Raw genomic sequence first — 16,570 nt, 5'->3', positions numbered from 1 at the left:
GCGTGTCTGCACCCGGTCAAGGAGCCGAGTTTATCATAGAAATGCCGATCGAGCAAAATAGTGATTAGTGATTAGTTATTGGTTATTGGTTGTTGGTTGTATCAAGTCCGAGCGATCGCTTATAATTCTTCACGAGTGCGAACGGGACGCTGGCACTGAAATGATAATTGATTAGCCGGACATGAGATTATTGGTTACTTGTAACTGTTGACTAACAACCAACAACTAACAACTAACAACTAACAACTAACAACTAACAACTAACAACCAACAACTAACAACTAACAACTAACAACTAACAACTAACAACTAACAACTAACAACTAACAACTAACTAACTAACTAAGACACCTATCCCAATAAATTTGAGCCACCTTATCCCCCGGATTTTGCCGCCAACAATCCGCAAAAAGTTCCCCAGCTTCCCTAAAATTATTCATATTGTATAAAAACAAAGCCTCAGCAAACAACCGCAAATTAGCCAACTTTCCCGCCTTAACTTCCGGCAAATCCGCCTCAAAAACTTCATAAACAGTCACCCATTCAGACTTCCCCTTAACCTGAACCTTATCAATTACCCGAATTGCATAATCAGCAGGATTTGTCAAGCGATCGAAAGTCTGTTGAGTAATTAACAGCGACACCCCATAATTCTTCGTCAAGCTTTCAATTCTAGAAGCCAAATTAACCGCATCACCAATAACAGTACCGTCCATCCGGCTGTTTCCGCCAACAGTACCCAACATCAAAGAACCAGTATTAATTCCCACCCCAATCTTAATCGCCACATCGCCCGCAGCAGCGCGCTGTCGATTGTATTCAGCAAGACTGTGCAGCATCGCAATTCCCGCTTTCACAGCATCATCCGCACCCTCACTAAACAAAGCCATAATTGCATCGCCAATATATTTATCAATAAACCCCTGATTTGCTAGAATCAGCGGTTCCATATAACTCAAATATGAATTTATAAATTTGAAATTTTCTTCTGGTGTCATCTGTTCCGAAAGACTCGTGAAATCGCGAATGTCAGAAAACAGCACCGACATTTCCAACTCCACCGCATCTCCCAATTTAACATCAACAATACTGTCACATCCCAAAAAAGATAACAACTGATTGGGTACAAAACGACTTGTCGCCTCAACGATATCTAATTCTGCCTCCAGTGAAAGTTGCAAACTGCAATTGACCTCAAAGAGATCCTCCATGAACTTTTTGCGCTCAGCCTCAGCTTCTTTGCGTTCTGTGATATCTAGAAGAGTGTTGATAGCATAGACAATTTGGTTCTGTTTACCGTAAATCGGGGAAGCATGAATTTCTAGGGGAATAATCTTATTGCCGTGCCGGACTTCTAAATCGTCAGCCACCGAAGTTTCGCCCCTCAATGCCCGCATGACTGGCAAGTTTTCCACAGCGCAAGGTTCAAGACTTCCTGCTGGATAAACTTGATAAACCTCTGACAGTTTTTCGGCTGAAATCTCAGACACGACTTCTTTGTCAAATATCTCTTTTGCTTTTTTATTAATATAATAAACTTTGCCATCCGCATTCAGCACTCCCACGCCGATCGGCATTGCTTCCAAAAACTGCATCAAGCGATTTTCGTTGTCGTGGAGTGTCGCAATCAGTAGCGATTGCTTGCGGTTTAAATCTGCCAATTCCTGATTCATTTGCTGAAGCTGCGCGTTTTTTGCTGCCAGCAGTTGATTTTGCCGATAACTATTTACTGCTTCTTTTACCGTTAAATTCAAGTCTTCTTGTTGCCAGGGTTTGGCCATATAACGATATAAATTTGCATTTTTAATAGCATTTCCCACCGCCTCAATATCTGCTTGCCCTGTCAGCATAATTTTAATAGTTTGGGGCGAAAGTAGGTGGACTTGTTTTAATAGTTCATCTCCCTTCATTTCAGGCATGATATGATCGGAAATAATTAACGGTACTTCATACCCATCCAACAATAATTCTTCAAGCAACTCTAATGCTTCCTCCCCACCCTCGGCAATTTCGATCAGATAAGCATTGCCGACAGCTTCTTGGAGTTCTGCTTTGAGGCTCTTGAGTACAGTGTTGTCATCATCTACACAGATTATTACCTGTTGTTTCATAACTTCAACAAACCAGATTTTATAGTCTCCAGCAAATCGGCTTCCGACCAAGGTTTAGATAAGCAGCGATGGAGATTAGCCTGCTTTTTTGCTCGGTCAACTGCTACTTCGTCAGCTTGACCGGTCAGCATAATTGTAATAATATGAGGGTATTGTTTGTGAATGCGTATCAGCAACTCATCTCCCTTGATACCGGGCATCAACCAATCAGAAATAATCACAACAACGCTAATTTCTTCATCATAGAGTTCGCCGATTACATCTAAGGCCTCTTCAGCATCTTCTGCTCCTTCATAGGTGTAGGCATTCCCAAATGCTGCTGCTAGCTGCGTCCTGAGACTATCTAACACCATTCTCTCATCGTCAACGCACAAAATAACTGGTTTAGACATTTATATTTTCTCCTTTTTGAGTTCTTATTAGTAGGAAAAGTAGTAAAATGTATTAGTATACCCGATCGCATTTTCAGATGCTAGTTGGCGATCGCGCCGGCGACCGTTACCTTGGTTTTTTACCAAAATACTTGCTGACAATCCTCTTGGCAGAGTTCAAAAACCCCGTTTCTTGGTTTAAGTGCGATCGCCAATTAAATGCCGCGAAACAACCAATTTCCAAGTCCTCTCCCCCTCCCCAGTCACCGAAACCCATAAATCTAGATGCGTAGCAGCTTAGCCGAGCATAACGCACCGTACAGCGATTTTACATCCATTTCCGGTAGAATTCGAGTTATTGTTCTCAAAATGCTTTAACTTTTGCCATCCTCCCAATGGGATAGATTGCAGATGGGATGGAACTAAATAAAACCCCACCTACTTACTGCGTTATATCGTTTGCCAGATACTTCACCTCCTTATATAGCGGTTCGATCGCGTTGTGAGGATAGCCCTATGCCCTATGCCCGGTTTGGCCTATGCCCTATGCCCGGTTTGGCCTATGCCCGGTTTGGCCTATGCCCGGTTTGGCCTATGCCCGGTTTGGCCTATGCCCGACAGCACCTCATCTTTCGCTCGAAAGGCTATACACCACTTATTGGTAGAAAAACATTAAATATAGTTTGACCGGGAATCGATTCCACTTCAATCTTTCCCTGATGTTTTTCAACAATCTTCTTAACAATATCTAGTCCCAAACCGCTGCCTTCTCCCGGAGGCTTAGTAGTAAAAAATGGGTCAAATATTTTCTCTTTTATCTCCTCTGGTATGCCCTTACCGCTGTCACTAACACTAATCTTAACCTGCTGGTCTTGTTTTGTCACATCAATAGTTAGCGTCCCCCGATAATCCATTGCTTGCAAAGCATTGTGCACCAGATTTGTCCACACTTGATTCAGTTCGTCGGGATAGCACAGTATCGGCGGAATTTCGGCATAGTTTCTAACCACCTCAATACCTTGTTTTAATTGATTTTGATAGAGAGTTAAGATAGTTTCTATCCCTTCTGCAATGCTGGCGCTTGTCTTGGTACCAGACTGTTCGTAGCGGGCATAGGTTTTCAAAGCAAAGACAACTTTTGATGCTCTATCTGTGGCAGTGTTAATAATGGCAATACCTCTTTTTAATTCTGACAGTTTGTATGCAGCTTCTACAAGATGCAAGCTGTCAGGTCTTTGCAGCAGTGGTATAAAAGTTTCGATTCGCTCATAGACCCCCATCATGACTAATCTATCAGCCACAGTATCGGCACTCTCAATCTCTAATGTTTCGAGTTGGCTTCTTAAAGCTTTTTTTAATTTGCGTTCTTCTTTGGTTGATAAGTTTGTAGATTGTTGGAGAGAATACTGAAGTAATTCTAAGAATTTCTGTCCAGCTTCTGGGGAGAGAGATTGAAAAACTGCGGGCAATTGTTCGAGAGTTCGATCCAAGAACTTAGAAACATTGCCCGCACTGGAGCGAATTGCACCTAGGGGTGTATTAACTTCGTGGGCAACTCCGGCTACAAGTTGTCCTAAAGCTGCCATTTTTTCTGATTGAATCAATCCTTCTTGGGTAGCTTTGAGTTGTTGGAGAGTATCGCTGAGTTCCTGATTTTTTTGGTGCAGAGCTAATTCTGCCTGTTTGCGATCGCCAATTTCTCGGCACACCGCGTGCAGAATTTCTTTTCCATCTAAAGGAATTACTGTCAGCAATACTTCTACCCAAAAATCTTCTCCATCAGTGCGGCGGTGCATCCATTCAAAGCGGTGATTTCCTCGATCGAAAGCCCGGGCTGTCATGGCTTCAGCTTTTTCAAAAGAGTTTCTACCGTCAGGTTGAAACTCGGGGGAAATTTGAGCCGGATGCAGAGAAAGAACCTGTTGTTTGTCCGTGCAGCGCATCATTTTGACTGTGGCGGGGTTGCAGTCGGTAAATATGCCTTCATCTAACAGCAGAATAGCATCGGCAGATTGCTCGTAAAGTTGTCGAAAGCGAGCTTCTGACTGCTGGAGTTCTTGGGTGCGTTCTGCTACTTTTGCTTCTAAGTTGGCATAGAGTTGGGCATTTTCTATGGAAATTGCGGCTTGCGAGGACAAGATTTTTAAGAGGGCTAATCTGTCGGGAGTAAAGGCACCCGTTGTCAGGTTGTTTTCTAGGTACAGAATTGAAACAAGCTTGTTTTTCTCGATCAGAGGAACGCAAAGAATAGATTTAGTTTGATGTGCCTTGATATAAGTGTCGTTAGTAAAGTTACCTTCACGAGCAGCATCATGGAGAACAACATATTTGTGAGTGCGATCGACATAATTAATAACGGCTATTGAGACTAATTCACTGCTTTCAAGTGGGATTGACTGTAATAAATTGATGCTGTCGCAATCAACTGCACCGGATGCTTCAATTAGCAGTTTTCCCTGAGATTTTAACAACAAGTAGCCTACCTCTGCGCCAGCATTCTCAATCAGAATTTTCATCAATTTTCGGAGTAATTGCTCGATCGCTATTTCACCAGCAATGGCTTGGGAAGCTTTGATAACTGTAGCTAAATCTAAAGCTATACCTGAATCTGTGGTAGTGTGAGTATCGATCGCGATCTTGCCTGTGTTCTTAGTCATACTCGCCGAAGATTGAGCCCGTAATTGTGGATATCTTGCTTCTAAATTCTCAACTTTTGCCCTAGCTTGCCAGCGAGTATAGCCGTAGTGTGCTCCTTTGAGATAAGTTTGGGCAATCTCCTCCATACCGCTGGCCAGATAAAATTCCGCTGCTAACTCATAGGCTAAAGCTTGATCTTGAATATATCCGGTGTCTCTTGCTCCTTTAATCGATCGCTCGTAAAGTTTAGCGGCTTGCCAATTATCTCCCAAGACTCTTGCTTTTTCAGCTTCTATTAAATCGTATTTATGTTGAAAATTGGCTGGGGCAAGTTCTGCCCATTGCTTCATTTGCTCTTGATTTGATTCCACTTGGTGCAAACTGTCTGAGTATTCGGTAGAATACTGAGCGAGAATAGCAAGAGAAGAGTAGAAGTTGTGAATAGCGACATACATAAATCCCATGACAGAATCTATGTACTCTGCGGCGGCGATCGCATTCTTCACGGCCTCAGCATAGTCTTTGAACAAATAAGAAAGATTTAGTTTAGCAAGGTAAACAATAAAAAGCAGCGTGCGGTTATTCGCTGCTAATAAACGGGGAAGGATTTCGTCTTCATTAAAACTTTCCCCCTGCAAGCAAGATGGCTTCGCAGCTTTCCCCAAAAGATTCAAGCTAACTTGCCGCCATATATTAGTTTGATAGATAGAGTATTCCTGTTTAAGCTTCACTAGCTGTTCGCAAGATAGCTGCATTTTTAACTCTACAGCTTCGAGTTGTTCTCCCGTCAAAAATAGGGTGACACAATAATCCTTAATACAATAACAGGCGTACTCATTATCTCCTGTATCCAGTCCACTTTGAATTCCTTCTTGAAGCAAATAAAGGCTGTTTCTTGCTGGATCTTTCCAGTGTTTTACTAAAGCGCAAAATAAGTTATAAATTTTGGCTTTGAGATTTGTAGCATGATATATATTTACTAACTTCAGTGCCAATTGTCCGGCGTGATATCCAGTTTCTATGTTGCCTTGTGCCGAACAGATAGCTGCATACCAAACATAAGCATAAGCAGCCAAGGCTGAATAACCTTTTTGAATTGTCAGGTTAACCATTGTCAAGATAATTGACAATAAAACTTCGGGTTTGGCAAAATAAGCTGACGGACAAATAGACATCAAAATCCGCATGGCTGCTAGTTGAGCAGCTTCCGTCATTTCCGGGAATTTTTCTAAGTCTGTCAGTGCTGGCAACTCTACAATGCTATCTTCGCCTGTTGAAAGAGAAATTTCCAGTAATTTTAATGCTTCTAAACCAGTTTCTATAGCTTTTACAGGTAGATTGTGAGCTGTATAAATTTGGACTTTTAACTCGTAAGCTTTTACCTTTGCTAGCCGATCCTTTGCGTGTTTCAGAATAATTTCAACTAATTTTTCTGCTCGCTCAAACTGAGTGTTTAAATATTTAGCTTCTACAGTTTCTTGATAGAGATTTAGCGTCAGGTCGTACTCTGTTTGCCAACTATTTTCTGCTAAAAGTTCTAATCCTTTACGCAAATATTGAACCGCCACACTGTAAGCCGTCGCTGCTTTGGCTTTCTGCCCCGCTATTAAGTTCAGTTTAGCAATTTCGTTTCGCTCTTGTTGATGGGTTAGTAGAGGCTGTACTGCCGTGCTTGCCCTTACCCCAACATTGAGATGATCGACAATTTCAAATATTTTTTTCGATCGTGTTTCGGGCGAACTGTTCTTTAGCAACAGGCGACCAATTTGTAAATGGATGGCTTGTTTATCTGATTCCTCAATCAAAGAATAAGCTGCTTGTTGGATGCGATCGTGTCCAAACTTATAGTATTGAATTAAGAGTTGAGTATCTAATTCTGAGATTGTAAAAATTAACTCAGACTGAATTGCCTCTTTCAGATCGGAGAAAATTGCAGATGGCGATCGCTCGCAGATAGTTGAGAGAGTATTTAAGTCAAAATCTGCACCTATACAAGCTGCCAAACGCAATACCTGCTGAGCGGTTGACGGCAATTTATTGAGTTTGCCAATCATTAATTCTACCACATTGTCAGTAATTGCCCTTGCCTGAATCTGAACAATATCCCACTGCCAAGTGCGAGAGCTAAAATCGAATTTTAGCAGGTTTTCAGTATATAGGGTTTTCAATAATTCCGTGACAAAGAACGGATTACCGCTAGTTTTTTTGAGGATTAATTCTGCTAAATCTAGGACTGAATCACGAGTGCCTTGCAACGTATCTGCAATCAATTCATCGATCTGTTTTTGGGCTAAAGGTACAAGGCTAATCTGGTTGACAGATGCTCCCTCAGAGCGGATTGCTTCCAGATTCACCATCAAGGGATGGGTGGAATTGACTTCGTTGTCTCGATAAGCTCCAATCAAAAATAGATATTGGGTATCCGCATCCGCCATCATCAGTTGAATTAATTTGAGGCTGGCAGAATCTGCCCACTGTAAATCGTCCAGAAAAAGAACTAAAGGATGCTCTTTTGAGCAAAATATCCGAATAAAATTGCTGAAGATAAGATTAAATCGATTTTGCGATTCACTTGCACCTAATTCCGGCAAAGCCGGCTGTTTGCCCACAATCAATTCTACTTCGGTAATTAGGTCAATAATGATTTGACCGTTAGCACCCAAAGCATCTAATAATTTTTCTCGCCATTGATTAAGCTGTTCTTCGCTTTCGGTTAACAGTTGCCGCATTAATCCAGAGAAAGCACTGACAATAGCAGAGTAGGGAATATTGCGCTGAAACTGGTCAAATTTTCCAGCGATAAAATAGCCTCTTGCCTTGGTTATCGGTTTATATATTTCGGCTACCAGTGCTGATTTGCCGATGCCAGAATAACCAGCAACCAGCATGAGTTCTTTGCGGGATTTGTGGCTGTTTTGGCTCTCGCTAATCCGAGCGAATGCTGCTAGTAAAGCTGCAACTTCTGCCTCGCGTCCGTAAAGTTTCTGGGGAATTTGGAACTTGTCCCAAATATCTTGGCTGCCGAGGCGGAATGGTTCAATTTTGCCCTTTGTCTGTAACTGGTTAAGACATTCTTCTAAATCTGCTTTGATTCCGCTTCCACTTTGATAGCGTTCTTCTGCTGTTTTTGCCATCAGTTTCATCGCGATATCAGAAATCATTTGGGGGATTTCTGGATTAACCCGATCGGGCGGTACGGGCTGTTTGGCAATATGACAGTGCACCAACTCCAAAGCATCGTCAGCGGTAAATGGAAGTTGTCCGGTGAGAAGTTCGTAGAATGTAACGCCCAAAGAGTAAAAGTCCGTGCGATAATCGAGAGAACGGTTCATCCTTCCAGTTTGTTCTGGAGAAATATAGGCTAAGGTTCCTTCTAAAACATTGGGATTTTTTAGGCTATGATTTTCGCGGGTGAAGACGGTGGCAATGCCAAAGTCGATAATTTTGACTTGCCCGGTTTTTGGGTTTAGCAGGATATTGGCAGGGTTAATGTCTTTGTGGATGATGTTGGCAGTATGAATTTGAGCCAAAATCTCGGCTGTTTGGATCGCAATGGGGAGGAAGTGCTGCAAACAGGAAATATTTTGCGTTTCTACAGGGTTATCCTTCAACATTTTTAAAGAAGTGCCGCCAAAATCTTCCAAGATGATGATTAGGGTTCTCTGATACTCCTGTAGGCTATAAGCTTTGACGGTTCCTTCACAAAGGAGATTGCAAGTAATTTCGTATTCCTGCTTGTAGCGGGCAAGTTCAGCAGGGGCGGGATAATCTCGTTCGAGCATTTTGAAGATAACAGACTGGTTATCCTGTTCTCGGATACCTCGATAAACCTTTGAGTTTTGGCTTTCGTAAATTCGATCGAGTATGCGGTAGCCTTCAATTTTTAACATTTGGGATGATTGGCAAAATATTAATTTTCTTGTATTTGCGCTGGTATTCTATCTGCACCCTGTTTAACGGTCGCTTTTTTCTGACTGGTTCTGAACTGAAAGGATTTTACAACAAAGAACTTGAATATTTTTCGCTCTAGTCGCTTCCCTTGCAGGAGGTTGTCAGCCCAAAAAATATCCAAGTTACAGTTATAATTTTTTTCATTTTACAATACTTCCAAAAGAACCCGGAAATATCCTCAAATAAATCTGACAGCCTTCCGAGCTGATTTTTTTTTCAACCTTTCGGTTTGCGGTCGAAAGGGTTCCAATCGTCGTATTTGGGATAATCGGAATATTCAAATCCGTTGAGAAAAGTGCCGTCTGTATTGGCGATCGCGTGTATGACTGCATCCAATGCTGTTCTCAATGCCGGTTCCGTCCAACCTCCTTCCACCGAAAAAGCTTCGCCAGCAAAGTATAAACCTGAGTTGGCACTGTATTTCTGATTGTATCTCAGCAACGCATAATCATCATTCCACGTCATTTCTCGGTACAGCTTGGCACAACCTCGGTAGTTGGGCATTTTTGCCCAATGTATCACAGCGGGTCTGCTGGTATCAACATAAGGCGATACGGGGGTTTTGATGTTTTCGCACTCGATCAATATTTTATCTAGTTCATCGAGACATTGTTTTGCCAATTGTTCGCTGCGATCGCTTTCTGCAATAAACTTGTTGGCATCGTCTTCCCAAGTGTAACTAACTAGCAAAACCCCCGGATCGTTTTTGACTGCATAACCGTAAACGCCCTGCAAATATGTATCTGTGCTGATGAGCTGCGGGATCGGACAACCGCTGATTTCCCAATACCTTTCCTTTAAGGGGTAAAACACCTTGCAACTCGATATCCAGTGAGATTCCTTGATGCTGTAGGTGACATCAAATGGCAATTGAGTTTTCGGGTCAAAACCTTCAAAAGCCATACCCATTTCTGTAGCCCAAGTCGTAGGTGTCAGAATAACTAAATCGTAATTTCTCGGTGATTCCAAGTTGGCAGAAGTGATCTCTACGTTTCTGCGATCGAGGTATTTGATTCTATTTACCGGATTCTTCAGATACAGATTGACATCATACTTGCCTTTTGTTTTTGACGCTTCATAAAGCGACACATTTTCGACAAATTCACTGGTCACAGGCTGATAAAACAGGCATTCTGCAAATGTTTGTACGCCCACATAACCGGGAGAAGGGAATTCGCGCTCCAGACTGTCTGTTGTTCGCTGCTGATATTGAGATCCAGGTGCAAAATTTCCCTGTCCGTCAAATGTTCCTTGAATTAGCTGATGATTCGTACCGAAACCGAACAGCAATGTTCTCATCGGATACAGACAAGAAATGTCGTAGAAAGCCCCCCAGCCGCCATCTCCAGCACCGATGGTATAAAAAAGTTTGGACTCTGCTTCGTTCATGCCCAAACCGCCAAAGTATCCCGGCTTAGAAGGGTCGTATCTATCTATTGCTGCCATATAAACCAGCTCTCTAAAATTTTTGTCCCAATAATATTGAACGACATTGTGCCAAAACTCTTCCCATCCATCTTGTCCGTAAAACTCTTGGCAAACACTCGTTACCATGTCTGCGAAATGCACCCATTTATCGTATACAGCTTTGAATAATGGATTGGGAGGGCCGCCATTTTTCTGCCAGATATCGAGTCGCGGCTTAGGATAGGGATTTTGAGTATCGGGGCCGCAGCCGTTGTTCAAATATATTCCGGTATCGGCTATTGATGAACCGGGGTCTGGGAAAGGCTGCGTCGTAATTTGAAACAATTCTCGGTAATAATCTAATACACTGTTGCGGCTCCCAGGAGCGGGGAAAAAAGGCATCCTCATTGCACCCATTTCCAATACAGTATGTTGCCCCTCAACTGCTATAGAGTATGTTCTGCCGCCGATTCTATGGCTGGCTTCATAAATGTCAATATTGGTGTACCCGCACCTGAATAGCTCTCTGGCTGCAGTGAGTCCTGCTATCCCCGCACCAATAATTGCGACTTTAATCTGAGGGTTGTTGTTGCAACCAATAGATTGATTTTTGTTGATTTCCAGTAGGTGGTAATAGTTGAAGTTAAAATCTGCGGTATTGGGCCATCTAAATCTCCAAGGAGTTGAGGGAACAGATGCTGGTTCTCTGTATTCACCGCTACTGCCAAACAAAGCTTTATTAACCATGTTTTTATTTCCCTTTGATTTTGACAAATATTATCATCGGGAGCAACTCGAATGTGAATAATTACAGAATGATTTAATATTATTAGTTTGACTGCTTTTCCTACTTTTGTAATAATAGCTATTAGTTATAAGATCAAGCTTTAGTAAATGCTGATTATTTCTTATGAGTAACTATTTTCGGCAAGGGCTAAATGACACCCGATGCAAGACAGACGCACCGCAACGTTCCAAAGCCAATTTATGTTTAGCAGTACCATATCCTTTGTTGTTTGTCAAGTCATATTCGGGATACTTAACAGCCAAGCGCACGATTAATTCATCGCGCCAAACTTTAGCGACAATACTAGCAGCGGCTATCTGAATCGATCGCGCATCACCTTTAATCATCGTCTCTTGTGCGATCGCCAAATTGGGGATTCTTTGATTCCCGTCAACCAAACACAAATCTGGAGTAACCTTCAACTTCAAAATCGCCCGCTTCATCGCCAACAAAGAAGCTTGCAAAATATTGAGGCGATCGATTTCCCGCACCGAAGCCACACCAATTTGACAGTCAACAGCCACAGCCCGGATTTTTAGTGCTAACCGACTCCGGGCTGTGGCACTCAACTGCTTGCTGTCGCGCACCCCGCAACTTGCTAATTCATCGATAACTTCGTCGGGCAGAATGCAGGCGGCCGCCACCACGGGCCCGAACAAAGCTCCCCTTCCTACTTCGTCCACACCAGCTATTATCTGAGGATTCGAGGGAGATTGTAGGGGCGGTGCCCCAGTGCCCGCCCCCGACGGAGAAATGGAGAGATGGAAAGACGGGAAGAGAGTAAAAATTTCTACTTCTTTGTTCTTTGTTCTGGCTTTTTGCTTCTTCCCTCTTTCCTCTGACTGGATATCAGTCATCTACAACAGCAGACGAGCGGCGGCGGCGGCGGCGGTTGATCGCTGGCTCTTCGGGTTCGCTTGATTCGCTTGATTCGATCGACTCATTCGACTCATTCGACTCATTTGATTCGTTTGAGTCATTGGATGTCAAAGGCTGATTCAACTCGCTTGACTCATGGAATTCGATCGGCGGTTCCGATGCTCCCCATTCATTCGATTCGTCCATCCCATCGCTGGTTTCCTCCTCGCCAGCAAAATCATCCATGAGGTCGATCGAACTTTCGCCGTAAATTTCAGCCTCACCGTCATCCTCACCATCCTCATCGCCCTGAGAAAATACAGGCTCAACTGCCGATATTTCTGCATAATAATCGGCTTCCTCAGCCTTCTCTGCGGGCGCGGGCGGTTCAAATTCAAATTCGAGCTGCTCGAAAGGCGACTTGTTCGCAGGAGTTCCTGGGAGTGTCACCGAAACGATCGCATTCTTAGGATTTTTCACCGTGCGATCCGTCAGCACCAAAGGAGAAACCCCCATCAGAGCATAAACATCCTGCTCTTCCGCTGTCATTTCCACCGAAATCACCTCCGGGGGTTCCACCATCGGCTTCATCAACTCAGACTTAGTTGGACGCACGCGATCGAAATCCTCGCGCCTGCCAACAGCAGCCGTATTCACCAGCCCGAAGCCCTCCGCAGCGGCCCGGATGGCGGCGGGAGCCTGATAGTCAGAGCGCGTATCCGCGACGGGGGCGCTGGAAGTATTCGGCAGCCGTAACTTGCTGCGTACCGGTTCCTCCTCCGGTACAGCAAAAGGCTCTTCGTCAATTCGGCGGCGGCGGCGGCGTCTGGTGCTGTTCCCCAAATCCTGATAGCTGGGATGGTTGAGCAAGTCCAAAGACGAGGCGTTGCTGCCGGTCTCAAAATCCAAACTTTCGCTAGACGGTTCCCAAGCAGCCCGAGCGGGTTCGAGGGAACGTTCTTCTAGGACTGGTGCAGGAGTTGCAGCCGCCGTAGGTGTTAAGCTGCGGCGTTCCAATCCTTCTGGCAAGTTCAACAAAACGCGGTTGGAGGAAGCAGCACTGCGATCTGCAGATTCCCGCACCGCCCCGGCGAAGTCTTCTTCCCCGGGGAGCTGCACCAGATGACCCAACCCGCTGCAAGTCGGGCAAGTGTGGCCGAACAACTCGTAAATATTTTGACCTTGGCGCTTGCGAGTCAGTTCTACCAGTCCCAATTCCGACAGTTGAGCGATTTGCGGCCGAGATTTGTCTGCTTTGAGAGCTTTATTGAAATGTTCGAGCACTTGCAATTGATCGCGGCGGGATTCCATGTCGATAAAGTCAACAATAATCACCCCGGCAATATTCCGCAAACGCAGTTGTCTGGCGATTTCGGTTGCTGCTTCGCAATTTGTCCAGAGTACGGTTTCGCGAGCTGTGGCCGATCGAGTAAACGAGCCAGAGTTGACATCGATCACCGTCAGCGCCTCAGTCGGCTCGATAATCACGTAACCGCCCGAAGGCAAATCTACCCTCGGTCTGAGGGCTTCTCGAATGGCAGCGTTGACGCGGAAAAATTCTAAAATCGAGGCGCGCTCTCGGTGGTGGTCGATCAAAACTCCTGCAGGAAGCTTACCGCCGTTCCAGCTCATCAACTGCTGTTTGACACGCTTAATGCCATTTTGCGAGTCCACCACAATCCGATTCACGTCACCGCTGAACATATCCCGGAGTACCCGCTGGATAAAATCGTCGTCGCGGTTGAGCAGTGCTGGGGCGCGGGAGGTACCGCCTTCTAGTTGAACGGATTCCCACTGTTTTTGCAGCACTTCCAAATCTTCCATGATGGCTTCTTCGGTCATGCCTTCGGCTTCGGTTCGCACCAGCAGCCCCATCCCGGCCGGCTTGACCAAAATCGCCAGGGCTCTGAGGCGGTTGCGCTCGGCTTCCGACTTGATCCGGCGGGAGAGGTTGACTCCCCTGCCGTAGGGCATCAGTACCAAGTAGCGGCCGGGCAGAGTGATATTGCCTGTCAGCCGGGGGCCTTTGCTGCCCGTCGGTTCTTTCATCACCTGTACTACCACTTTTTGCTGCGGGGTGAGGAGTTCTGTAATTGCTCCTGCCGATCGTTTGAGCCGCAGCGGGCCGAGGTCTGTGACGTGCATGAACCCGTTGCGTTCTGGGTCGCCAATATTGACGAAAGCTGCATCTATCCCGGAGAGTACATTTTCGACAATTCCCAAGTAAATGTCGCTGACTTGGTGGCTGCCTGTGGCTACCACGAGTTCTTGAATTTGATCTTCTGAAAAAACGGCAGCAATCCGATGCTGCTCTGCTATAACTATCTGCTTTGTCATTCAATTTCCTCAAAAAACTGGCAGCAAATTAGAGACACTTACGCACGCTCATAGTGCCTCTTACTTTGACTGTAATTATTAGTAGTAGCAGGAAGAGTTATTAGCTGTGAGTTGGTTCAGGGTGGAATGACTGTTGACTGTTGACTGTTGACTGTTAACTGTTGACTGTTAAGTTAAGAGGGCGGGCACGGGGGCACCGCCCCTACTGACTGTTGACTGTTACAGATACAGTGTTTAAATCCACCCGATCGCGAGTTATGAGTTATGCTTCGCAGACTGAGCTGGAAGATAGAAATAAGGACGCTTTTACCGAGTTATAAATATTGAATTTTGATTTGTGAATTGCAAACTCTCTCACTCAAAATTCAACCATTGCAACTCTTCCTTTGAACGAGCGCGAATAAATTCAGTGATACCGTACTAATTTCTTAACACACAACTTAACACTACGAACTGATAACTCCGCTTGCGTGGCGGTTGATGGCTGGTTTTGAGCAAAAGTAAGTAGGAGTGAAAGCGCGTAGACTTTTGTTGAATTCTTGCGGGAGAGCACTCAACTTACCCCAGCTTGACATTCGACTGCGACTTTCGCCTCTGCCAACCCTAAAACCTGGTGATTTGATTTGAGATTTGAGATTTGAGATTTGAGATTTACTGCACAGATGAATCTGGGAGTTTGAACTCTTAGTCTAGAATCTCAAATTTTGGGTTGTCCACGACGATTGTCGGGGGCTTGTCTCTGTTTTCGATCGATGTCAAAAATATCTATTGTTGAATACCAGCAGAGCGGCTTGAACCCCGATATTTTTGAGTAAGCCGAGGACGATCGACAACCAGTCGATCGGTCGAAATTAATCGCTAAATTTGGTTCAGGCCCGGCTCCTGCGGGTTTGGCGCTAGATTTAGCCCGTGAACGAACAAAAAGGCTTGAAGTCTCGAACAGAAGCAGTTTGCACCCAGCCCGCGTTGCTGGTTGACTCTTAGCGACGAGCGACTAAAGCGCTCGAGCCGCTGCTGCTTCCATAACAAGCAATTATAGCGCAAGCGACACATCCCGATCGAGAGCCGAAGGTGAAATATATTCCACCACGACTTCCCTATCTTAACCATAACCTAGGATTAGCTGACTGCGCTGAACTTGCAGGAGCTGAATTTCCTGCCCGCTGACTTGTTCGAGCATGAACACAAGATGTTCGGGCTTGAGCAAGTTGCCATCGCTGCGACAACTGCCGGTATAGCGCAAGACTGCTCCACCTTCGGATGTACCGCCACAGGCAGAGGCGCTGCTGACCGGTAGCTGCTCTACAAGTTCTAGTTTGTGCAGCCTCGATCGCAAATTGACATCCTTAGTCTTTCCCGACTTAGTAGTGTGCACCCGCCAAAAAGCCTCTGTTTGGACGATCGCCCCTACCCAAGCTTCCCAGTTAGCGCTAACAGCGACAGAGACAGCAGCCAAATTTTCACCTTCAAAATCGCCATTTTCTGCCAGCGGGCCTGTTGCTGCCACAGTAACGATATACTCAGCGGCTTCTAACAACTGGTTGGCAGAAGGAGCCTTGAGGTCGATCTGTTCCACCTTGTAAATCGGGATATTTTCTGGCAGAGTCGCTGCCATTTTTTCCCGAAAAACCTCAAGATCGATCGGCCGAGTCAGCTCAAAATCAGCAATTTCCCCTGTGCTGGTGGCACCTAGGGGCAGAGCATTTGCCACCGAAATCCGAGGATGCGGGTGGAAGCCGCCGGTAAACGAAATCGGCAAATCGGCGCGGCGGACAACTCGATCGAACAATCGCAGCAAATCCAAATGACCAACCAAAGCCATATCGCCCGCCTTCCCGAACCAAACCCGAACCCGCTGTTGCCGCTGCGTATTCGGCACGAACTCACCCGCAAACTCAGGAATTGGCAGCGCATCCACCACCACATTGTGTCCGAAATCCGTCCCGCAAACCCCGCAGCGCGAACACCCTTCAAAGGAACAGTCAGGAACCGTCGCCGCTTCCAAAGCCTTTAGCAAGTCATTTTTCAGCCAGTTTTTGTCGATCCCCGTGTCTAAGTGATCCCAAGGCAAAGGTCGATCGAGAGAGAGGGGGAGAGTGGGGGAGGGGGAG

7 protein-coding genes are annotated in these 16,570 nt (G+C 45.2%); all 7 read right to left on the bottom strand.

Annotation, left to right across the window (positions count from 1 at the left end; translation table 11 throughout):
• Positions 1 to 338: 338 nt before the first annotated feature.
• Positions 339 to 2,111 carry an adenylate/guanylate cyclase domain-containing protein gene (locus tag WBA89_RS02090; protein ID WP_424403622.1) on the bottom strand — a complete coding sequence of 591 codons (1,773 nt, stop codon included), beginning with the start codon at positions 2,109 to 2,111 and terminating at the stop codon, positions 339 to 341.
• A complete protein-coding gene (locus WBA89_RS02085) occupies positions 2,108 to 2,503 on the bottom strand; it encodes a response regulator (RefSeq protein WP_424403620.1) in 396 nt (131 codons plus the stop codon). The genes WBA89_RS02090 and WBA89_RS02085 overlap by 4 nt, the downstream gene beginning before the upstream one ends.
• Positions 2,504 to 3,126: 623 nt before the next feature.
• Positions 3,127 to 9,009 carry an ATP-binding sensor histidine kinase gene (locus WBA89_RS02080; protein ID WP_424403618.1) on the bottom strand — a complete coding sequence of 1,961 codons (5,883 nt, stop codon included), beginning with the start codon at positions 9,007 to 9,009 and terminating at the stop codon, positions 3,127 to 3,129.
• 277 nt (positions 9,010 to 9,286) lie between these two features.
• A complete protein-coding gene (locus tag WBA89_RS02075; protein ID WP_424403616.1) occupies positions 9,287 to 11,224 on the bottom strand; it encodes an FAD-dependent oxidoreductase in 1,938 nt (645 codons plus the stop codon).
• A gap of 171 nt (positions 11,225 to 11,395) precedes the next feature.
• Positions 11,396 to 12,121 carry a ribonuclease HII gene (locus WBA89_RS02070; RefSeq protein WP_424403614.1) on the bottom strand — a complete coding sequence of 242 codons (726 nt, stop codon included), beginning with the start codon at positions 12,119 to 12,121 and terminating at the stop codon, positions 11,396 to 11,398.
• Positions 12,114 to 14,459, bottom strand: a complete 2,346-nt coding sequence (locus WBA89_RS02065; RefSeq protein ID WP_424403612.1) for an Rne/Rng family ribonuclease — start codon at positions 14,457 to 14,459, stop codon at positions 12,114 to 12,116. Before WBA89_RS02065 ends, WBA89_RS02070 begins: the two co-directional genes overlap by 8 nt.
• Before the next feature lie 1,102 nt (positions 14,460 to 15,561).
• A partial coding sequence (locus WBA89_RS02060) for a TIGR03936 family radical SAM-associated protein (protein WP_424403610.1) occupies positions 15,562 to 16,570 on the bottom strand: 1,009 nt, incomplete at its 5' end.

The sequence above is a fragment of the Microcoleus sp. genome (assembly GCF_049646505.1).
GTDB lineage: Bacteria > Cyanobacteriota > Cyanobacteriia > Cyanobacteriales > Microcoleaceae > Microcoleus.
This window is presented reverse-complemented; position numbering and strand designations above follow the sequence as displayed.